At 59.7% G+C, this 20,757-nt stretch carries 21 protein-coding genes and 1 tRNA gene; 13 read left to right on the top strand and 9 right to left on the bottom strand.

Going from position 1 to position 20,757, the window contains the following annotated elements; translation table 11 throughout:
• Positions 1-107: 107 nt before the first annotated feature.
• From ruvA to nadA, 13 genes are all read left to right on the top strand, one after another.
• Positions 108-719, top strand: coding sequence for a Holliday junction branch migration protein RuvA (gene ruvA / locus HCU66_RS24545; RefSeq protein ID WP_007933256.1), 612 nt, complete (start codon positions 108-110; stop codon positions 717-719).
• A complete protein-coding gene (ruvB, locus tag HCU66_RS24540) occupies positions 720-1,784 on the top strand; it encodes a Holliday junction branch migration DNA helicase RuvB (RefSeq protein ID WP_205890988.1) in 1,065 nt (354 codons plus the stop codon).
• Between the two features lie 124 nt (positions 1,785-1,908).
• On the top strand, positions 1,909-2,376 hold the full coding sequence (gene ybgC, locus HCU66_RS24535) for a tol-pal system-associated acyl-CoA thioesterase (protein WP_095054356.1): 468 nt from the start codon (positions 1,909-1,911) through the stop codon (positions 2,374-2,376).
• Positions 2,366-3,061 (top strand): protein TolQ, encoded by a 696-nt coding sequence (tolQ, locus tag HCU66_RS24530; RefSeq protein WP_007977321.1) that lies wholly within the window; start codon positions 2,366-2,368, stop codon positions 3,059-3,061. The genes ybgC and tolQ overlap by 11 nt, the downstream gene beginning before the upstream one ends.
• A gap of 23 nt (positions 3,062-3,084) precedes the next feature.
• Positions 3,085-3,537 carry a protein TolR gene (gene tolR, locus HCU66_RS24525; protein WP_205890995.1) on the top strand — a complete coding sequence of 151 codons (453 nt, stop codon included), beginning with the start codon at positions 3,085-3,087 and terminating at the stop codon, positions 3,535-3,537.
• A complete protein-coding gene (gene tolA / locus HCU66_RS24520; protein WP_205890987.1) occupies positions 3,537-4,616 on the top strand; it encodes a cell envelope integrity protein TolA in 1,080 nt (359 codons plus the stop codon). The genes tolR and tolA overlap by 1 nt, the downstream gene beginning before the upstream one ends.
• A complete protein-coding gene (gene tolB, locus HCU66_RS24515) occupies positions 4,613-5,914 on the top strand; it encodes a Tol-Pal system beta propeller repeat protein TolB (RefSeq protein WP_420908074.1) in 1,302 nt (433 codons plus the stop codon). Before tolA ends, tolB begins: the two co-directional genes overlap by 4 nt.
• A 52-nt stretch (positions 5,915-5,966) precedes the next feature.
• Positions 5,967-6,464, top strand: coding sequence for a peptidoglycan-associated lipoprotein Pal (pal, locus tag HCU66_RS24510; RefSeq protein ID WP_003178634.1), 498 nt, complete (start codon positions 5,967-5,969; stop codon positions 6,462-6,464).
• A 6-nt stretch (positions 6,465-6,470) separates the two neighbouring features.
• The gene (ybgF, locus tag HCU66_RS24505; RefSeq protein ID WP_205890985.1) at positions 6,471-7,322 is read left to right on the top strand and encodes a tol-pal system protein YbgF; all 852 of its coding nucleotides are present in this window, start codon (positions 6,471-6,473) and stop codon (positions 7,320-7,322) included.
• A 181-nt stretch (positions 7,323-7,503) separates the two neighbouring features.
• A complete protein-coding gene (gene queE, locus HCU66_RS24500; RefSeq protein ID WP_205890984.1) occupies positions 7,504-8,151 on the top strand; it encodes a 7-carboxy-7-deazaguanine synthase QueE in 648 nt (215 codons plus the stop codon).
• A gap of 1 nt (position 8,152) precedes the next feature.
• Positions 8,153-8,845, top strand: coding sequence for a 7-cyano-7-deazaguanine synthase QueC (gene queC, locus HCU66_RS24495; protein WP_205890983.1), 693 nt, complete (start codon positions 8,153-8,155; stop codon positions 8,843-8,845).
• A gap of 63 nt (positions 8,846-8,908) precedes the next feature.
• A tRNA-Lys gene (locus tag HCU66_RS24490) sits at positions 8,909-8,984 on the top strand.
• A gap of 262 nt (positions 8,985-9,246) precedes the next feature.
• Entirely contained in the window at positions 9,247-10,305 is a 1,059-nt protein-coding gene (gene nadA / locus HCU66_RS24485; RefSeq protein ID WP_205890982.1) for a quinolinate synthase NadA, read from the top strand.
• 65 nt (positions 10,306-10,370) lie between these two features.
• Here nadA and HCU66_RS24480 read toward each other — a convergent pair whose 3' ends face one another.
• The 9 genes from HCU66_RS24480 to HCU66_RS24440 form a co-directional block, all read right to left on the bottom strand.
• The gene (locus tag HCU66_RS24480; protein WP_205890981.1) at positions 10,371-10,859 is read right to left on the bottom strand and encodes an RDD family protein; all 489 of its coding nucleotides are present in this window, start codon (positions 10,857-10,859) and stop codon (positions 10,371-10,373) included.
• 95 nt (positions 10,860-10,954) lie between these two features.
• On the bottom strand, positions 10,955-11,167 hold the full coding sequence (locus tag HCU66_RS24475) for a cold-shock protein (protein WP_003175786.1): 213 nt from the start codon (positions 11,165-11,167) through the stop codon (positions 10,955-10,957).
• 392 nt (positions 11,168-11,559) lie between these two features.
• On the bottom strand, positions 11,560-12,684 hold the full coding sequence (gcvT, locus tag HCU66_RS24470; protein ID WP_205890980.1) for a glycine cleavage system aminomethyltransferase GcvT: 1,125 nt from the start codon (positions 12,682-12,684) through the stop codon (positions 11,560-11,562).
• Positions 12,685-12,717: 33 nt separating this feature from the next.
• Positions 12,718-14,094 (bottom strand): L-serine ammonia-lyase, encoded by a 1,377-nt coding sequence (locus HCU66_RS24465; RefSeq protein ID WP_205890979.1) that lies wholly within the window; start codon positions 14,092-14,094, stop codon positions 12,718-12,720.
• A 180-nt stretch (positions 14,095-14,274) separates the two neighbouring features.
• The gene (gcvP, locus tag HCU66_RS24460; protein ID WP_205890978.1) at positions 14,275-17,127 is read right to left on the bottom strand and encodes an aminomethyl-transferring glycine dehydrogenase; all 2,853 of its coding nucleotides are present in this window, start codon (positions 17,125-17,127) and stop codon (positions 14,275-14,277) included.
• An 11-nt stretch (positions 17,128-17,138) separates the two neighbouring features.
• Entirely contained in the window at positions 17,139-17,513 is a 375-nt protein-coding gene (gene gcvH, locus HCU66_RS24455) for a glycine cleavage system protein GcvH (RefSeq protein ID WP_018926486.1), read from the bottom strand.
• A 480-nt stretch (positions 17,514-17,993) separates the two neighbouring features.
• Complete coding sequence (locus HCU66_RS24450) at positions 17,994-19,505, bottom strand: sigma-54-dependent transcriptional regulator (RefSeq protein ID WP_205890977.1); 1,512 nt, start codon at positions 19,503-19,505, stop codon at positions 17,994-17,996.
• 145 nt (positions 19,506-19,650) lie between these two features.
• Entirely contained in the window at positions 19,651-20,010 is a 360-nt protein-coding gene (locus HCU66_RS24445; protein WP_205890976.1) for a DUF5064 family protein, read from the bottom strand.
• Positions 20,011-20,075: 65 nt separating this feature from the next.
• A partial coding sequence (locus HCU66_RS24440; RefSeq protein ID WP_205890975.1) for a carbamate kinase occupies positions 20,076-20,757 on the bottom strand: 682 nt, incomplete at its 5' end.

The raw sequence follows: 20,757 nt of genomic DNA, 5'->3' as shown, positions 1-20,757 counted from the left end.
CAATCAATTTTTTCTGGAATGAGGGTTTTGCGCCTGTGTTGTCGGCGCAAAGCCCTTGTTCTGTCAGTCGCCAGCACTGATCTGGCCAACGCTCAAGGATCTGAAACGTGATTGGACGCTTGCGCGGCACCTTGGCTGAAAAACAGCCGCCGCACCTGATTCTGGATGTAAACGGTCTGGGGTATGAGCTGGAAGTGCCCATGACCACGCTTTATCGCTTGCCGTCGGTCGGTGAACCACTGACCTTGCACACCCATTTGGTCGTACGCGAAGACGCGCAGTTACTCTATGGCTTCTTCGGCAAGCGTGAGCGAGACTTTTTTCGCGAATTGATCCGTCTCAATGGGGTAGGGCCGAAACTGGCGCTGGCCTTGATGTCGAGCCTGGAAGTCGACGAGTTGATCCGTTGCGTGCAGTCTCAGGACACGTCGGCGCTGACCAAGGTGCCTGGGGTGGGCAAGAAAACCGCCGAGCGTTTGCTGGTGGAACTCAAGGATCGCTTCAAAGCGTGGGAAACCGTACCGAGTATGTTTGCGCTGGTGCCGAACCAGCCTGATGCGCCTGCGCAGCAAGTCGCTGCCGCCGAAAATGACGCAGTCAGCGCGCTGATTTCCCTGGGCTACAAGCCGCAGGAAGCCAGCAAGGCGATTTCCGCGATCAAGGAGAAAGGTTTGAGCAGTGAAGACATGATTCGTCGTGCCCTGAAGGGAATGATCTAAGTGATTGAAGCTGATCGTCTGATCGCCGCCACGGGTGGTCCCCGTGAGCGCGAAGAAGTCCAGGACCGGGCGATTCGTCCCGTCAGCCTGGCCGAATACATTGGCCAGCCGACCGTTCGCGAGCAAATGGAGTTGTTCATCCAGGCCGCGCGCGGGCGCAATGAGTCGCTGGATCACACCCTGATTTTCGGCCCGCCGGGTCTGGGTAAAACCACCCTGGCCAACATCATTGCCCAGGAAATGGGCGTGTCGATCAAAAGCACCTCGGGGCCGGTCCTTGAGCGTCCGGGGGATCTGGCGGCGCTATTGACCAACCTCGAGCCCCATGACGTGTTGTTCATCGACGAGATCCATCGGTTGTCGCCGATCGTCGAAGAAGTGCTGTACCCGGCCATGGAAGATTTCCAGCTCGACATCATGATCGGCGAAGGGCCGGCCGCGCGCTCGATCAAGCTCGATCTGCCGCCGTTTACCCTGGTCGGCGCGACCACCCGTGCCGGTATGCTGACCAACCCGTTGCGCGACCGTTTCGGGATTGTCCAGCGCCTGGAGTTCTACAGCACCGCCGACCTGGCAACGATTGTCAGCCGTTCGGCGAACATTCTCGGTTTGCCGCTGGACCCGGAAGGTTCCTTTGAAATCGCCCGTCGTGCCCGTGGTACGCCGCGAATCGCCAACCGCTTGCTGCGCCGGGTCCGGGATTTCGCCGAGGTCCGTGCCAAAGGCCATATCACCAAGCCGATCGCCGACCTGGCGCTGAACCTGCTGGATGTCGACGAGCGTGGTTTCGACCATCAGGACCGACGTCTGCTGTTGACCATGATCGAGAAGTTCGACGGTGGGCCGGTGGGGGTGGACAGTCTCGCGGCGGCCATCAGCGAAGAGCGTCACACCATTGAAGACGTGCTGGAGCCGTACCTGATCCAGCAGGGCTACATCATGCGCACGCCACGGGGGCGGGTGGTGACCCGGCATGCGTATTTGCACTTCGGTTTAAACATTCCGTCACGATTGGGCGAGATGCCCGTGGTAGACGAGTTCCTCGATGCCGTGGACGATCAATAACCTTTGCGCGCTGATTTATTCGGGGTTTGTGCTGTCCCAGGACGGTACTTTCGCCAGAAAGCCGCGAATCAATGAAAAACAGTTGCCTGGCCGGATTGGCAACCTGAGGAGTAAGCACTAGAGTATGCGCGCGCAAAACGGGCTTGAGCCGTTCGCACATCGTTGTCGCGTTTATTACGAGGACACCGATGCCGGCGGCATCGTGTATTACGTCAATTACCTCAAGTTTATGGAACGGGCTCGAACCGAGCGGCTCCGGGAGCTGGGCTTTGCCCAGTCGGCGCTGGCAGGGGAGGACCTGTTGTTCGTCGTGCATTCCAGCGAAGCGCGTTATCACGCGCCGGCGCGACTGGATGATGAACTGCTGGTGAGCGCTGAAGTAATTGAATTGAACCGGGTCAGCCTGCGCTTCAAACAGCAGGTCAGGCGGGCCACGGATAATGTGCTGCTCTGCGAAGGGCAGTTTCTGGTGGCCTGTGTGCGCACCAACAGTTTGAAACCCCGGGCCATTCCCGAAGCTCTACGTGCGGCCTTTGCCGACGTGAGCGGCGCGGGTACACACTCAACGCAGGAGATAAAGCGTGGAAGCTAACGTCGTCGACCATTCCTCCATGTGGAGCCTGGTCAGCAATGCCAGTATCGTGGTGCAACTGGTAATGCTGACCCTGGTAGCCGCATCGGTGACCTCATGGATCATGATCTTTCAGCGCAGCAACTTGCTGCGCGCCGGTCGGCGTGCCCTGGAGAGCTTTGAAGAGCGCTTCTGGTCCGGTATCGACCTGTCCAAACTCTACCGTCAGGCGGGCAGCAACCCCGATCCGGATTCCGGCGTCGAGCAGATCTTCCGTGCCGGCTTCAAGGAATTCTCCCGTCTGCGTCAGCAGTCAGGCGTCGATCCGGAAGCGGTCATGGAAGGCGTGGCGCGTGCCATGCGCGTCGCCATCTCCCGCGAGGAAGAAAAGCTCGAGCAGAGCCTGCCGTTCCTCGCCACCGTCGGTTCCGTCAGCCCGTACATCGGTCTGTTCGGTACGGTCTGGGGCATCATGAACTCCTTCCGTGGTCTGGCGACCGCCCAGCAAGCGACCCTGGCCACTGTGGCCCCAGGTATCGCCGAAGCACTGATCGCTACTGCGATCGGTCTGTTCGCCGCCATCCCGGCCGTAATCGCCTACAACCGTTTTGCTGCTCGCAGCGAAACCCTGTTGGGCCGTTACTACACCTTCGCCGACGAATTCCAGGCGATCCTGCACCGCAAAGTGCACACCAGCGAAGAATAAGCAGGTAATTTCCAATGGCTTTAATCGCTCGAGCTCGAAGCAAGCGCAAGCCGGTTGCCGAGATGAACGTGGTGCCTTACATCGACGTGATGCTGGTGCTGCTGGTCATCTTCATGGTGACCGCACCGATGCTCAATCAGGGCGTGAAAGTTGATCTGCCCAAGGTTTCCAGCGAAGCCTTGCCGCAGGACAACAACACTCAGGTCCTGACCATTTCGATCAAGGCTGACAAGACCTACTACTGGAACCTTGGCAGCGAAGTCGACACCGATAAGCAGCAGGACAAGGCCATGACCTTGCCGCAAATGACTAGCGCCGTGACCAAGATCATCAGCGCCGGTAACGATAACGGCAAGCGTACCCAGGTGTTCATCCGCGGCGACAAGACCGTCGATTACGGTGCCGTCATGGGCGCCATGGGCGGGTTGCAGAAGGCCGGAGTCGGTAATGTTGGCTTGATTACCGAGGCGCCCTGATGCAGCAACTGCGAGAGCCGTCCGCCTCGGAAAGCTACTTCTGGCCTAGTGTCTGGGCGATTGTCTTGCACGTGCTGGTGTTCGGCATGCTGTTCGTCAGTTTCGCCTTCACGCCGGAGCTGCCGCCAGCCAAGCCGATTGTCCAGGCGACCCTGTACCAGTTGAAATCGAAAAGTCAGGCGACCACCCAGACCAATCAGAAGATTGCGGGTGAGGCGAAGAAATCTGCCGCGCGTCAGACCGAAGTCGAACAGATGGAACAGAAGAAGGTCGAGCAGGAAGCGGTGAAGGCTGCGGAACAAAAGAAAGAAGAAGCGGCCCAAAAGGCCGAGGAAGCCAAGAAGGCCGACGAGTCGAAGAAAGCTGAAGAGGCGAAAAAGGCTGATGAAGCCAAGAAAGCCGACGATGCGAAGAAGGCCGCCGAAGCCAAAAAGGCCGAAGAGAAACAATTGGCTGATATAGCCAAGAAGAAAGCCGAAGAAGAAGCCAAAAAAGCGGCTGAAGAAGAGGCCAAGAAAGCGGCCGCTGAAGAAGCGAAGAAAAAGATCGTCGAAGACGCGAAGAAGAAAGCTGCCGAAGACGCCAAGAAGAAAGCTGAAGCTGAAGAGGCGAAAAAGAAAATCGCCGAAGACGCGAAGAAGAAAGCTGCTGCCGATGCCGCGAAGAAAAAATCGCAGGAAGCGGCACGTAAATCCGCCGAAGACAAAAAGGCTCAGGCCCTGGCAGATTTGCTTTCCGACACGCCGCAGCGTCAGCAGGCCTTGGCCGATGAGCAGGGTGACGAAGTCGCCGGCAGTTTCGATGATCTGATTCGTGCTCGTGCAGCGGAAGGCTGGGCCCGTCCACCTTCGGCACGCAAAGGCATGACGGTCGTGTTGCAAATCGGCATGTTGCCGGACGGTACGGTGACTTCGGTCGGCGTGGCCAGGTCCAGTGGCGATGGTCCGTTTGACGCTTCCGCTGTAGCGGCGGTCAAGAACATTGGACGTTTGACAGAAATGCAGGGAATGAAGCCGAGCGATTTCGCTCCCTATCGTTCATTCAAGATGACATTCACACCTGAGGATCTAGCCTTGTGAGAAACCTTCTTCGAGGAATGCTTGTCGTTATCTGCTGCCTGGCAGGGATAGCGGCAGCCGATGAAAAAAACATTCTGGTCACCAGCGGCAGCGATCGGGCCACCCCGATCGCGGTCGTGCCGTTCGGTTTCCAGGGCGGCAGCGTGCTGCCGGACGACATGGCTGAAATTATCGGTAACGACCTGCGCAACTCGGGTTACTACTCGCCGATTCCGAAACAGAACATGATCAGCCAGCCAAGCCAGGCCAGCGAAATCATCTACCGTGACTTCAAGGCGCTGGGTGCCCAGTACGTCATGGTCGGCAGCATTGTTCCGGCGGGCGGTCGCCTGCAGGTGCAATACGCGTTGTTCAACGTCGCCACCGAGCAGCAAGTGCTGACCGGCAGCGTGTCGGGCGGTGTCGATCAACTGCGCGACATGGCGCACTACATCTCCGACCAGTCGTTTGAAAAACTCACCGGTGTCAAAGGTGCGTTCTCGACGCGTCTGCTGTATGTGACGGCTGAGCGCTTCTCCGAGAAGAACACGCGCTACACGCTGCAACGTTCGGACTATGACGGTGCCCGTGCCGTGACCCTGCTGCAATCGCGCGAGCCGATCCTGTCGCCGCGCTTTGCACCGGATGGCAAGCGCATTGCCTACGTGTCGTTCGAGCAGAAGCGTCCGCGCATTTTCATGCAGAACATCGACACCGGTCGCCGCGAGCAGATCACCAACTTCGAAGGCCTGAATGGCGCGCCAGCCTGGTCGCCGGATGGCAATCGCCTGGCATTCGTATTGTCCAAAGACGGCAACCCGGACATCTATGTGATGAACCTGGGTTCGCGTCAGATCAGTCGTGTCACCAACGGTCAGGGCATCAATACCGAACCGTTCTGGGGTAAGGATGGTTCGACCATCTACTTCACCTCCGACCGTGGCGGTAAACCGCAGATCTACAAAACCAGTGCAGGCGGTGGTGGTGCGGAGCGTGTGACCTTCGTCGGTAACTACAACGCCAACCCTAAACTGTCGGCCGATGAAAAAACCCTGGTGATGATCCATCGTCAGGAAGGCTTCACCAATTTCAAGGTGGCGGCCCAGGATTTGCAACGCGGTAGTGTAAAGATCCTCACTGATAGCACTCTGGACGAGTCGCCTACTGTTGCGCCCAACGGCACCATGGTAATCTACGCCACCCGCCAGCAGGGCCGGGGAGTCTTGATGCTCGTGTCCATTAATGGACGCGTGAGGCTCCCGCTTCCTACCGCACAAGGCGAAGTCAGAGAACCGTCCTGGTCCCCTTACCTGAACTGACGCGGCGCTATACGTTTTACTTAACACACTGGGGTTCATTAGGAGTTTCACGATGGAAATGCTGAAGTTTGGTAAATTTGCTGCGCTGGCTCTGGCCATGGCTGTAGCTGTAGGTTGCTCGTCCAAAGGCGGCGACAACGCCGGTGAAGGCGCTGTAGATCCAAACGCTGGTTACGGCGCTAACACTGGTGCAGTTGACGGCTCCCTGAGCGAAGAAGCTGCTCTGCGCGCAATCACCACCTTCTACTTCGAATACGACAGCTCGGACCTGAAGCCAGAAGCCATGCGCGCTCTGGACGTTCACGCCAAAGACCTGAAAGCAAACGGCGCTCGCGTTGTTCTGGAAGGCAACACCGACGAACGTGGTACTCGTGAGTACAACATGGCACTGGGCGAGCGTCGTGCGAAAGCCGTTCAGCGCTACCTGGTACTGCAAGGTGTTTCCCCAGCTCAGCTGGAACTGGTTTCCTACGGCGAAGAGCGTCCAGTTGCTACCGGCAACGACGAGCAGTCCTGGGCTCAAAACCGTCGCGTCGAACTGCGTAAGTAATTCGTCATGCGAACGTGCCGTCGTGCTGTAACTGTTTTGGCTCTCAGCCTCGCACCGCTTGCGGTGTGGGCTGCGGTTCCTGTGGTCGAGGACAACTCCGGCTATAACAATAGCGGGAGCAGTTATCCGCCTGCGGGTTACGGTACGAACGGCGCCTATGCCGGGGGAGGGGTTTCGGCCCCTGTCTCGGCACAGGGCCAGCTGTTCAACCAACTGCAACAAATGCAGGATCAGATCTCGCGCCAACAGGGTGTGATCGAAGAACTGCAAAATGATGTAGCGCGCATGAAGCAAGAGAACCTGGAGCGATATCAGGATCTTGATCGGCGCATAGGAACCGGCGTTGCACCCGCCGCGACTCCTGATAATTCTTCCACCGGTGGCAATTTGAATGCCCCCGGTGCAGCTGTCGGCGCAGGTGCGGGAGCGGCCGCCGCTGCCACTTCCACACAAGCGCCTGCCGCGGGTGGCGAACCGGCGGATCCGGCGAAGGAAAAGCTGTATTACGACGCAGCCTTCGACCTGATCAAAGCCAAGGATTTCGACAAGGCCAGCCAGGCTTTTTCCGCATTCCTGCGCAAATACCCCAACAGCCAATACGCGGGCAACGCCCAGTACTGGTTGGGTGAAGTGAACCTGGCCAAAGGCGATCTGCAAGGTGCGGGTCAGGCATTTGCCAAGGTTTCGCAGCTCTACCCCAAGCACCCCAAAGTGCCTGATTCGCTGTACAAGCTCGCTGATGTAGAGCGCCGCCTCGGTCATACCGATCGGGTCAAAGGCATTCTGCAACAGGTTGTGTCCCAGTATCCGGGCACTTCCGCCGCCCAGCTGGCACAACGCGACTTGCAGCGCATGTAAGGCTGTAAGCTTGTAGAAATAGCTACCTGTTTTGAAGAAACCCGCGCCTATCGCGGGTTTTTTCGTTAGAATTCATCCCCTTTTTATGAAACACGCTTTTTGGGATCTGCGCGTTGGCGGGGTTCCTTGAAGTGCCTGACGGAGGCGGACAGCCTGTTTAGCTGTTACGCCCGTGGCGACTATGCAAGACACATTGAGAATCACCGAAGTTTTCTACTCGTTGCAGGGTGAAACGCGGACTGCCGGGCTGCCCACTGTTTTTGTGCGCCTGACCGGTTGCCCATTGCGTTGCCAATACTGCGACAGCGCCTACGCGTTCACTGGCGGCACCATTCGCACCCTTGAGGACATCCTCGAGCAAGTGGCCGGTTTTCGCCCGCGTTACGTCTGTGTCACGGGTGGCGAACCCCTGGCGCAACCCAACGCCATTCCCTTGCTCAAGCAGTTGTGTGACGCCGGTTACGAAGTGTCGCTGGAAACCAGCGGCGCGCTGGACATCTCGGCGGTCGATTCACGGGTCAGTCGCGTCGTCGACCTGAAAACCCCGGGATCGAAAGAAGCCCACCGCAACCGCTACGAGAACATCGAACTGCTCACACCTAACGATCAGGTGAAGTTTGTCATCTGCTCGCGGGAAGACTATGACTGGGCGGTGTCCAAGCTGATTCAGTACGGTTTGAGCGAGCGTGCCGGCGAAGTCCTGTTCTCGCCGAGCCACCATGACCTGAATGCGCGTGATCTGGCGGACTGGGTGGTGGCGGACAATCTGCCTGTGCGTCTGCAATTGCAGCTGCATAAATATCTTTGGAATGACGAGCCAGGGCGCTGACATGACTGAACAACTGAACACTGCTGAAAAACGTGCGGTCATCCTGCTGTCCGGTGGCCTCGACTCGGCGACGGTCGTGGCCATGGCCCGTGCCGAGGGGTATAGCTGCTACACCATGAGCTTCGATTACGGTCAGCGCCACCGCGCCGAACTGCAGGCCGCCGAGCGTGTTGCCCGCGACCTGGGTGTGGTCGAGCACAAGGTGATTGGCTTGAACTTGAATGGCATCGGCGGCTCGGCCCTGACCGACAGTTCCATCGACGTACCGGAGTCGCCGAGCGAAGGCATTCCGGTGACTTACGTGCCGGCGCGCAACACGGTGTTTCTGTCCCTGGCGCTGGGCTGGGCCGAAGTGCTGGGCGCGCGTGACATCTTTATCGGTGTCAATGCAGTGGATTATTCCGGTTACCCGGATTGCCGTCCCGAGTTTGTCGAAGCCTTCGAGCGCATGGCCAACCTGGCGACCAAGGCCGGGGTGGAAGGGCAGGGTTTCCGTATCCAGGCGCCGCTGCAGAACCTGAGCAAGGCGCAGATCGTTCAAGCAGGGGTGAAACTGGGTGTCGATTACGGGCTGACCGTTTCTTGCTATCAGGCGGACGATAACGGCCGTGCCTGCGGTAAATGCGACAGCTGCCGTCTGCGTGCAGAAGGCTTCGCGGCGGCCGGTGTGACCGACCCGACACCTTATTTTTGATTTATTTTAAATTAGGTGTTGAATAACCGTTAAAAATCAGTATTATACGCGCCACCACACAGCGGGTCGTTAGCTCAGTTGGTAGAGCAGTTGGCTTTTAACCAATTGGTCGTAGGTTCGAATCCCACACGACCCACCATTTTAAAAAATCTGGAAGGCCCACGTAAGTGAGGATTTCCGGGTTTTTTTTTGCCCGCGATTTGAGGTTGGCCAAGTTCTGGATCGCACTGCGTGACGCAGGTCAGAATCATCTTTTGCATCCTCGGGATATTCTGTAGCCTTGCGCAGCTTCAACGCTGTCCGTGCCTGATCAATACTCACTCTCCCGGCGGTACCCCGATGGGTCCGGAGCCGGGTGTATACTCGACTTTCGCGCGAAAGCGCCTGCAGGTCTTGCGAACATGACGCAGATTTCCGAACGCCTTCTGGTTCAAGCCCACCTCGACGCCAAGCAGCCCAAGCCGCTGACAAAAGAGGAAGAGGCTTATTACCGCACTGCCATCGCTGCCGAGCTCAAGGCTCAGGACGCGGTGCTGGTTGCCCACTTCTATTGCGACCCGGTGATTCAGGCCCTGGCCGAAGAAACCGGCGGCTGTGTCTCCGACTCTCTGGAGATGGCCCGCTTCGGCAATGCCCACCCGGCCAAGACTGTGGTGGTCGCCGGTGTGAAGTTCATGGGCGAAACCGCCAAAATCCTCAACCCTGAAAAGCGCGTGCTGATGCCGACCCTGGAAGCGACCTGCTCGCTGGACCTGGGTTGCCCGGTGGATGAGTTCTCGGCGTTCTGCGATCAGCACCCGGAACGCACGGTGGTGGTGTATGCCAACACCTCAGCGGCGGTCAAAGCCCGGGCGGATTGGGTGGTGACTTCCAGCTGCGCACTGGAAATCGTCGAAAGCCTGATGGATAACGGCGAAACCATCATCTGGGCGCCGGACAAGCACTTGGGTACTTACATCCAGCGCAAGACCGGTGCCGACATGCTGCTGTGGGACGGTGCTTGCATCGTTCACGAGGAGTTCAAGGCCAAGCAGCTCGAAGACATGAAAGCGCTGTATCCGGACGCTGCCATCCTGGTGCATCCGGAGTCGCCGACCGCGGTGATCGAGTTGGCCGACGCGGTGGGTTCCACCAGTCAGTTGATCGCTGCTGCGCAAAGTCTGCCGAACAAGACCCTGATCGTCGCCACCGACCGCGGCATCTTCTACAAGATGCAGCAGCTGTGCCCGGACAAGGTCTTCATCGAGGCGCCTACGGCCGGTAACGGCGCGGCTTGCCGCAGTTGCGCGCATTGCCCCTGGATGGCGATGAACACCCTTGAGCGCACGTTGAAGAGCTTGCGTGAGGGCACCAACGAGATCTTCGTTGACCCGGCGTTGATTCCGCAGGCGGTGCGGCCGTTGAAGCGCATGCTGGATTTCACGCAGGCGGCGCGGATGAAGCTGGCCGGTAACGCTTGATTCGTTGGCGGTGAGCCAAAAAAAACGCCCCCGATTTGGTCGGGGGCGTTTTTGCATCTGACGGATTATTTGGTCTTCTTCGGAATCCGCACCAGCTGGGTGTTGGAGTAGATGTCATGCCAGCTACGCTTCTGTTTGTCGAACAGTGACCAGAAGAACCCCAGCCCGAGGCATAGCCAGGACGCTATCGACACCACAAAGCGCAGCAGCGCCTGCCACAGGCTGATGGATGAGCCATCGGCGTTTTGCACGCGGATGCACCACACCTGCATGCCCAGGGTCTGGCCCGACCAGGTCCAGAACTTGGCGAAGAAGCCGAACAGCACAAACAGCAGCACTGTCGACAGCAGTGGGTCACCGTCCAGCGCACCGGCTTCGGTCAGGGCGCGCATTCGGTCTTCGCCGATGATCGCCATCTGGATCATCTTGTAAATGCCGCTGGTGACGATCAGCAGGGCGGTGCACAGCAGGAAGTCGTAGAACATCGCTGCCAGGCGACGACCCAGGCCGACGGCGGGAAAATCGCCCTGTGGGTTGAGCAGGTGTTTCGACATGGCTGCCTCTGAACGGAAAAAGAAGCCATTTTACGGATTTACGCGCACAAAAAAGCCCCTGATGTCAGCATCAGGGGCTTTTTCGTTACAGAAGATCAGGCTTCTGCTTGTACTTCGTCAGCCTGCATGCCTTTCTGGCCTTGCACAGCAACGAACGTCACTTTCTGGCCTTCTTTCAGGCTCTTGAAGCCGTTGCCCTGAATAGCGCGGAAATGCACGAACAGATCCGGACCGCTTTCTGGAGTGATAAAACCAAAACCTTTCTCGTCGTTAAACCACTTGACGGTACCGCTCTGACGTTGGGACATTTCTTATTTCCTTTGACGCAAAAATGAATGACAGTCTCCTTCTCGTGAAAGAGTACTGGGGCTGGTTGCAGGAGAGTAAGAAGACGTCGAACGGGATGTAGCTAACTTGTAGGCTACTGCCCAGGTCACGATTTCCAAGCGACCCATGCAAACACAGTGAACAAACTCTACGCCAACTACGGGAGAAAAAACAAGCCCTGCGAGCCCCGGATTTCCTAAGGTTGATGGCAGTTAGAAGGCGCATTAGTACAGGCTTATTCGATCGCGTTGTTCATTGGTTTTCGATTGTTATAAGTAACGTTCATAAACGAAGCCTATGCACTATTTTATGGCGGTTGCGTTACAGATTAGTGCATTGTTAACGCAACCACGTTACTTATAGAAACAGTCAATCAGCCACGATAGTAGCGTTGTGGAACAAATGGCATTTTGCTTACAAGCAAAGGCACCTTTTTCCCACGCACAATGGCCCAAACTGGCGTTTCCAAAACGGTATAAGCGCTGTCGAGGTAACCCATCGCCAAAGGACCGCCGAGGGTCGGGCCGAAGCCGCCGCTGCACACGCTGCCGATGATGTCGCCGGCTTCGTTGACGATTTCCGCACCTTCACGCACAGGAGTACGCTCCTGCGGCAGCAGGCCAACGCGTTTGCGGCTGACACCGGCTTGCTGCTGGGCGAATACGGTTTCAGCGCCCGGGAAGCCTCCGGCCCGCGCGCCATCGGCACGTCGAGGCTTGGAGATGGCCCACAGCAGGCTCGCTTCGATCGGGGTGGTTTCGGTGTTCATGTCGTGGCCGTAGAGGCACAGGCCGGCTTCCAGGCGCAGGGAATCGCGGGCGCCGAGGCCGATGGGCGCGACTTCCGGTTCGGCCAGCAGGGCGCGAGCCAGCACTTCGGCGTTGGCCGCCGGTACGGAGATTTCGAAACCGTCTTCACCGGTGTAGCCCGAACGGCTGACAAAGCAGTCCACGCCCAACAGCTTCACGCAGGCGAACTGCATGAAGGTCATCTGCGCAACTGTAGGCGCCAGGCGTGCGAGCACAGTGACGGCGGCCGGGCCTTGCAACGCCAGCAGTGCGCGCTCTTCGAACAGCGATTCGATGCTGCACTGGTCGCCGATGTGCTTGCGCAGGTGCGCCAGGTCTTGATCCTTGCAGGCAGCGTTGACCACCAGGAACAGCTCATCGTTGCCGAGGTTGGCGACCATCAGGTCGTCGAGGATACCGCCGGTCTCGTTGGTGAACATCGCGTAGCGCTGCATGCCCACCGGCAGATCGATGATATCCACCGGCACGAGGGTTTCCAGGGCTTTGGCCGCATTGGCGCCGGTCAGGCGGATCTGGCCCATGTGCGAAACGTCGAACAGTCCGGCCTGATCACGGGTGTGCTGGTGTTCTTTCATCACGCCCAGCGGGTATTGCACCGGCATGTCATAGCCGGCGAACGGCACCATGCGGGCGCCGAGTTCGAGGTGCAGTGCGTGCAACGGGGTTTTCAACAATTGTTCGGTGGACATATCCAGCTCCTGAAAATAGTGCCGATGCGCGCATCAGCACTCGATAATGTTGACCGCCAAACCGCCACGGGCGGTTTCCTTGTATTTGCTTTTCATGTCGGCACCGGTCTGGCGCATGGTGCGGATGACCTTGTCGAGGGAGACGTAGTGCTGACCGTCGCCGCGCAGCGCCATGCGCACCGCATTGATGGCCTTGACCGAACCCATGGCGTTGCGCTCGATGCAAGGCACTTGCACCAGCCCGCCAATCGGGTCGCAGGTCAGGCCGAGGTTGTGTTCCATGCCGATTTCGGCGGCGTTTTCCACCTGCTGCACCGTGCCGCCGAGCACTTCGCACAAGGCGCCGGCCGCCATGGAGCAAGCGACGCCGACCTCGCCCTGACAGCCGACTTCGGCGCCGGAGATCGAGGCGTTTTCCTTGTACAGAATGCCGATCGCCGCCGCGGTGAGCAGAAAGCGCACCACGCCGTCTTCGTTGGCGCCGGGGATGAAGCGCATGTAGTAATGCAGCACCGCCGGAATGATGCCGGCCGCACCGTTAGTGGGCGCGGTGACCACGCGTCCGCCGTTGGCGTTTTCTTCGTTGACTGCCAAGGCGTAGAGGTTGACCCAGTCCAGTACCGACAGCGCATCGCGCAGCGCGGCTTCCGGGTGCTGGCACAGTTGCCGATGCAGCGCCGCGGCCCGACGCTTGACCTTCAACCCACCGGGCAGAATGCCTTCGTTGCGGCAACCGGCGGCGACGCAGTCCTGCATCACTTGCCAGATCTTCAGCAGCCCGGCGCGGGTTTCCGCTTCCGGGCGCCAAGCGCTTTCGTTGGTCAGCATCACCTGACTGATCGATAAGCCGTAGGTGCTGCAGTGACCGAGCAGGTCCTTGGCGCTTTTGAACGGGAAGGTCAACGGCGTAACGTCTTCGACAATGCGGTCGGCGCCGGCAGCGTCTTCATCGACGACGAAGCCACCGCCGACCGAGTAGTACTCGCGGCTGCGGATTTGCAGGCCCGCCGCGTCGAACGCGCGAAAGATCATGCCGTTGGGGTGATAGGCCAACGGTTTGCGAATCATCGCCAGGTGTTCTTTCTCGTTGAACGCAATGCTGTGTTCACCGAGCAGGTTCAAGCGACCGCTGCTGCGAATCTCTTGCAGACGGGTGGCGACGGTTTCGGTGTCCACGGTGTCCGGGTGTTCGCCTTCCAGGCCCAGCAACACCGCCTTGTCGCTGCCGTGGCCTTTGCCGGTGGCGCCGAGCGAGCCGTAGAGCTCGACTTTGACGCAGGTGGTTGCCGATAGCAGCCCTTCACGGCGCAGACCTTCGGCGAAGCGCGCAGCGGCACGCATCGGGCCGACGGTGTGAGAGCTGGAGGGGCCGATACCAATTTTGAACAGGTCGAACACGCTTAACGACATGGTTGTTCTCCGGTTTTCTTGTTATAGGCGCTAGATGAAACCGTAGGAGCGAGGCTTGCCCGCGAAGGCGTTGTATCAGCCACCATCAATGCTGAATATGAAATCGCCTTCGCGGGCAAGCCTCGCTCCTACAGAGAGTGCGGTGTTCTTGAAGGGGGCGAGCAACTCGCCCCCCTTAGATCAAGCGTAGCTTTCGATCGACGGGCAGGCGCAGACCAGGTTGCGATCGCCAAACACGTTGTCGACGCGACCGACCGGCGGCCAGTACTTGGCTTCGATCAGCGACGCTACCGGGTAAACGGCTTGCTCGCGGCTGTACGGATGAGTCCACTCGCCGACGATTTCCGCAGCGGTGTGCGGGGCGTTTTTCAGCGGGTTGTCGTCCTTGTCCAGCGTGCCGTTTTCCACCGCGCGGATTTCTTCGCGGATGCGGATCATGGCGTCGCAGAAGCGGTCCAGTTCTTCCTTGGATTCGCTTTCGGTCGGCTCGATCATCAACGTGCCAGCCACCGGGAACGACATGGTCGGGGCGTGGAAGCCGAAGTCGATCAGGCGCTTGGCGACGTCATCGACGCTGATGCCGCTGCTGTCTTTCAGCGGACGCAGGTCGAGGATGCATTCGTGCGCCACCAGGCCGTTGCTGCCAGTGTAGAGCACTGGATAGTGCTCTTCGAGGCGACGGGAAATGTAGTTGGCATTCAGGATCGCCAGTTGCGAAGCGCGCTTGAGACCCGCGCCACCCATCATGCGAATGTACATCCAGGTGATCGGCAGAATGCTCGCGCTGCCGAACGGTGCCGCGCAGACCGCGCCTTCCTTGCGTTCCATCTGGGCGTGGCCCGGCAGGAACGGTGTCAGGTGCGACTTGACGCCAATCGGACCGACGCCCGGGCCGCCACCGCCGTGTGGGATGCAGAAGGTTTTGTGCAGGTTCAGGTGCGACACGTCGCCGCCGAACTTGCCCGGTGCGCAAAGGCCGACCATGGCGTTCATGTTCGCACCATCGATATACACCTGGCCGCCGTTGTCATGAATGATGCCGCAGATTTCGCGGATGCCTTCTTCGAACACGCCGTGGGTCGACGGGTAGGTGATCATCAGTGCAGCGAGGTGTTCGCGGTGCTCGATGGCCTTGGCGCGCAGGTCTTCGATGTCGACGTTGCCGCGGGCATCGCAGGCGGTCACGACCACGCGCATGCCGGCCATGTTGGCGGTGGCCGGGTTGGTGCCGTGGGCGGACGACGGGATCAGGCAGATGTCGCGACGGTCTTCGCCACGGCTCTGGTGATAAGCACGGATCGCCAGCAGGCCAGCGTATTCACCCTGGGAACCGGCGTTCGGTTGCAGGGAGATCGAGTCGTAACCGGTGGCGGCGCAGAGCATCGCTTCCAGTTCATCGGTCAGCTGCTGATAGCCGGCGCTTTGCTCGGCCGGGGCGAACGGGTGCAGGGCACCGAACTCAGCCCAGGTCACCGGGATCATTTCGCTGGCGGCGTTGAGTTTCATGGTGCAGGAACCCAGCGGGATCATGGTGCGATCCAGGGCCAGGTCCTTGTCCGCCAGTTTGCGCAGGTAGCGCATCAACTCGGTTTCGGAGTGATAACGGTTGAACACCGGGTGGCTGAGGATCGGCGACTGGCGAACCAATGCGGCCGGGATGGTGCTTGCAACGTTTGCGGCCAATGCAGCGAAGTCCGGCAGCGCTTTGCCGTCGGCCAGCAGGCTCCACAGGGTTTCGACGTCGGCCTGGTTGGTGGTTTCGTCGAGGGACAGACCCAGACGCTCGCCATCTACAACACGCAGGTTGATGCGCTGTGCGCGGGCCTTGTCGTGCAGGGCAGCCGTTTGTGCGCCGGTTTTAATCGTCAAGGTGTCGAAGAAGCTGGCTTGCTCGACGCTCAGGCCCAATGCGCTCAAGCCTTTGGCGAGGATCGCGGTCAGGTGATGAATGCGATTGGCGATCTGCGTCAGGCCTTTCGGGCCGTGGTACACGGCGTACATGCTGGCGATGTTGGCCAACAGAACCTGGGCGGTGCAGATGTTGCTGGTGGCTTTCTCGCGGCGGATGTGTTGCTCGCGGGTCTGCATGGCCAGACGCAGGGCCGGCTTGCCGAAACGGTCTACGGAAACGCCGACCAGACGGCCCGGCATGTCGCGCTTGAACGCATCGCGGGTGGAGAAGTAGGCCGCGTGCGGACCACCGAAGCCCAGCGGCACGCCAAAGCGCTGCGCGCTGCCGATGGCCACGTCGGCGCCGAATTCGCCCGGCGGGGTCAGCACGGTCAGGGCCAGCAGGTCGGCGGCGACCGCGACCAGCGCATTAGCCGCGTGGAAGCGTTCGGTCAGTTCGCGGTAGTCGAACACGTCACCGTTGCTCGCCGGGTATTGCAGCAAAGCACCGAAGAACGGCGTCACGTCGCTCAGTTCGCGCTCGTCGCCGACCACCACGTCGATGCCCAACGGCTCGGCACGGGTGCGCAGCACGTCGAGGGTTTGCGGGTGGCAATGCACGGAGGCGAAGAAAGCGTGGCTGCCTTTGTTCTTGCTCAGGCGTTTGCAGAAGGTCATGGCTTCGGCAGCGGCGGTGGCTTCGTCGAGCAAGGAGGCGTTGGCGATCGGCAGGCCGGTCAGGTCACTGATCAGGGTCTGGAAGTTCAGCAGCGCTTCGAGGCGACCCTGGGAAATTTCTGGCTGGTACGGGGTGTAAGCGGTGTACCAGGCCGGGTTTTCCAGCAGGTTGCGCAGGATCGGCGACGGGGTATGGCAGTTGTAGTAGCCCTGGCCGATGTAGGTCTTGAACAGTTGGTTTTTGCCGGCGATGGATTTGATCAACGCCAGGGCATCGGCTTCACTCAGGCCGTCTTCGAGGCCGAGGACGCTGGTGCCTTTGATGCTGTCGGGAATGACGCTGGCGCTCAGGGCTTCCAGGGAATCAAAGCCCAGGCTGTTGAGCATGGCTTGCTCGTCGCCTGCACGCGGGCCGATGTGGCGGGCGATGAATTCGTTGGCGGTCGTCAGATTGACTTGAGTCATGTCGGCACTCCTCAGGCTTGGGCAATCAGACGGTCGTAAGCGTCTTGATCCAGCAGTTGGCCGACAGCCGAGGCGTCGGTTGGCTTGAAGCGGAAGAACCAGCCTTCGCCCAGCGGATCTTCGTTGACCAGTTCAGGGCTGCTATCGAGGGCCGGGTTGGTCTCGACCACTTCTCCGTCCAGAGGCATGTACACGCCGCTGGCAGCTTTTACCGATTCCACGGTGGCGGCTTCTGCGCCTTTGTCGTAGGACTGCAGCTCAGGCAGTTGTACGAAAACCACGTCGCCCAAGGCGTTCTGTGCGAATGCGGTGATGCCGACCGTGACGGTGCCGTCAGCTTCGGTGCGCAGCCATTCGTGATCTTCAGTAAAACGCAACTCGCTCATGGAAACTCCTAAGGGGGCCAGACTCGTCTGGTGGACGCGATGGAATGCAGGGTAAAAGCCCTGCTTTATGGGAGGTTACTAAGCAAAATCGCGGCCAATGTTATTTTTTTGTTTAAAAACAATGATTTAGGTGTATGGGTGGACCGTTGTATTTCTGCGGCTGTAGCGAAATCGCTACAGTTCAAGCCAAAGAAAAAAGCCTAGGTGGATCAAAGCCTTGCGCAGCGCTGATCAGAAGAGGGTGTATCGATATCATTCCACTGTAGCGCTTTCAGTACAGATGGAGGTCGCTTTTAAACAGGTTAGAAACCCTTGAATGATCGTTCCCACGCTCCGCGTGGGAATGCCTCAATGGANATGATCGTTCCCACGCTCCGCGTGGGAATGCCTCAATGGACGCTCTGCGTCCGCTCTTGGAACGCGGAGCGTCCCGGGCTGCATTCCCGGGCAGAGCGTGGGAACGATCAAGGCATTACGCACCTACAGGGGCTTATTGGGAATCCCGTACTTGCGCAACCGATGGGCAATCGCGGTGTGGGAGGTTTGCAGGCGGCTGGCCAGTTGACGGGTCGAGGGGTAGCTGACGTAGAGCTTTTCCAGCAGCTCTTTCTCGAACGCTTCCATGGCCTGTTCGAGGCTGTCGACCTCGGTATCGCTCTGGCGTGCCACGGAGGTGCCGGCAATGTCGAGGTCACCGATGTCCACCAGGCTGCTTTCGCATATTGCGGCGGCGCGGAAGATCACGTTCTGCAATTGCCGCACGTTGCCCGGCCAGCGGTTGCCCAGTAGCGCCGGGTAGGTGCCGGGGGCCAGGCGGCAGACCGGGCGCTGGATCTGCGCGCAGGCCTGCTGCATGAAGTAGCGCGCCAGCAGCAGGATGTCCTGGCCGCGATCGCGCAGAGGCGGAACTTCGACGTTCAAAACGTTGAGGCGATAGAACAGGTCTTCGCGGAAGGCGCCTTCGCTGACCATTTTTTCCAGATCGCGGTGGGTCGCGCTGAGGATCCGCACGTTGACCTTCACTTCCCGATCGCCACCGACCCGCCGGAAGCTGCCGTCGTTGAGAAAGCGCAGCAATTTCGCCTGCAAGTACGGCGACATCTCACCGATCTCGTCGAGAAATACCGTGCCCTGGTTGGCCAGTTCCATCAGCCCCGGCTTACCGCCCCGTTGCGCGCCGGTGAAGGCGCCGGGGGCGTAGCCGAACAGTTCGCTTTCGGCGAGGTTTTCCGGCAGGGCCGCGCAATTCAAGGCCAGGAACGGCGAACTGTGGCGGGCGCTGATGGCGTGGCAGGCGCGGGCCACCAGTTCTTTGCCGGTGCCGGTTTCGCCCTGGATCAACAACGGTGCATCGAGGGCGGCGACCCGCTGAGCACGGGCCTTGAGCGTACGAATCGCCGGGGATTCACCGAGCAGAGCATCGAAGCCTTCAGCATGATCGTGGTGCAACGCCGAGAGGCGCTCGCCAATGCGGTTCGGTTGATACAGGGTCAGCAGCGCGCCGGCGTCGGTGATCGGCGTGGCATCGAGCAGCAGGGTTTGACCGTTGACGGTGATCTCGCGCAGCGGCAGGCGGAAGCCGTTTTCCAGCAGCGCGTCGAGCAGCGCCGGGTCGGCAAACAGTTCGCTGATGCTTTCACCCGCCGGTTCGCGGCCGTACAGGGCAATCAGCGCCGGGTTGGCCAGCAGCACTTTGCCGGCACTGTCCAGGGCCAGCACCGGGTCGGTCATGGCGGCGAGCAACGCGTCGAGCTGCAAGTGCCGGCGCTGGCCGGGAAGGATGTCGACCACCGTCACCGCTTGCACGCCGCGCACGCTGAACAGCGCATCGCGCAGCTCTTCGAGCACGGCCGGGCTCAAGGTCGGGGCGTCGATGTAGACGTTGGGTGGCACCATTTCCACCGCATCCAGATTGAGATTACGTCCACCGAGCAGGGCCAGGACTTCCTGGGTGATACCGACGCGGTCGATGAAACTGACGTGGATGCGCATGGGGCGGTTGGGTTCTGGAGTGCGGAGGGTGGCAAGTATGCCTTGGGGCGGGCCAATGGTGAAATCCTGTACAGGACTTCATGACAACGATGATCTCCTGTGGGAGCGTGCAAGCCCCGCTCCCACAGGTTCAGCGTTCACCGTTTTATCCCAGGTGTTCAGGTTTGACCGGGTCGCCGGATTTGACGTCGAGTTGGGCCCGCACGTCTTCAAACATTTCGTCGTAGTACTTGTGCATGGCGCCGATGTTGGCGGTCTTGGGCAAGCCGTACTTTTGCGCGATGCGCGTGGCGTGTCGGGCAAAGTCGAAGGCCTGGTCCTTGGGCAGATAAAACGCTTCATTCAGCTCCTTGCCCTCGACCGAACCACGCAGCGTGAAGAGCATGCCTTGGCCTTCCTTGGGATCCTGAGCAATTTTGTATTCGATGTGCAGGTTGTAGCTGTAATCGTCCTTGTTCAGCGCATGGCGCTCGATGTGCAGGTGTCCGGGTTCGAACGTAGCCATTGGCGTCTCTCCTTCAAAGGCATTGAATCAGGGCAGACCTTACGCCTGCCCCCCTGCGTTTCTTTCTATTGATAACTGATGCCAGGCGTCGCTGTGCTGATACGGGTGCCGGCCTTGCCCTGAATGATCGCTTCAATGTCCGAGAGTGAACCGATGACCGCGACTTTCCCAGTATGGCGGGCGAACTCGCAGGCCGCCTGGACCTTTGGTCCCATGGAGCCGGCCGCGAAGCCGAGTTTCTCTATTTCATCGGGGTGCGCCTGGGCGATGGCTTTCTGGGTGGGCTTGCCGAAATCGATGAACGCCGCATTGACGTCAGTGGCGATCACCAACAGATCGCTTTCCAACTGTTCGGCCAGCAGCGCCGAGCACAGGTCTTTGTCGATCACCGCTTCCACGCCCTGCAATTTGCCGCTGGCGTCGTACATGGTCGGGATGCCGCCACCGCCGGCGCAGATCACGATGCTGCCTTTGTCCAGCAGCCACTTGATCGGGCGGATTTCGAAGATGCGTTTGGGTTTCGGGCTGGCGACCACGCGCCGGAATTTGTCGCCGTCCGGGGCGATGGCCCAGCCTTTTTCGGCGGCGAGTTTTTCCGCTTCGGCCTTGGTGTACACCGGGCCGATCGGCTTGCTGGGGGCCTGGAACGCCGGGTCGTTGGGGTCGACTTCGACCTGGGTCAGCAGGGTGGCGAAGGGCACTTCGAAGTCCAGCAGGTTGCCCAGTTCCTGTTCGATGATGTAGCCG

The sequence above is a fragment of the Pseudomonas frederiksbergensis genome (assembly GCF_017114915.1).
In the GTDB taxonomy this organism is placed as follows: Bacteria; Pseudomonadota; Gammaproteobacteria; order Pseudomonadales; family Pseudomonadaceae; genus Aquipseudomonas; species Aquipseudomonas frederiksbergensis_I.
The sequence above is the reverse complement of the archived record's forward strand: the minus strand, read 5'-3'. Positions and strand labels throughout refer to the sequence as shown.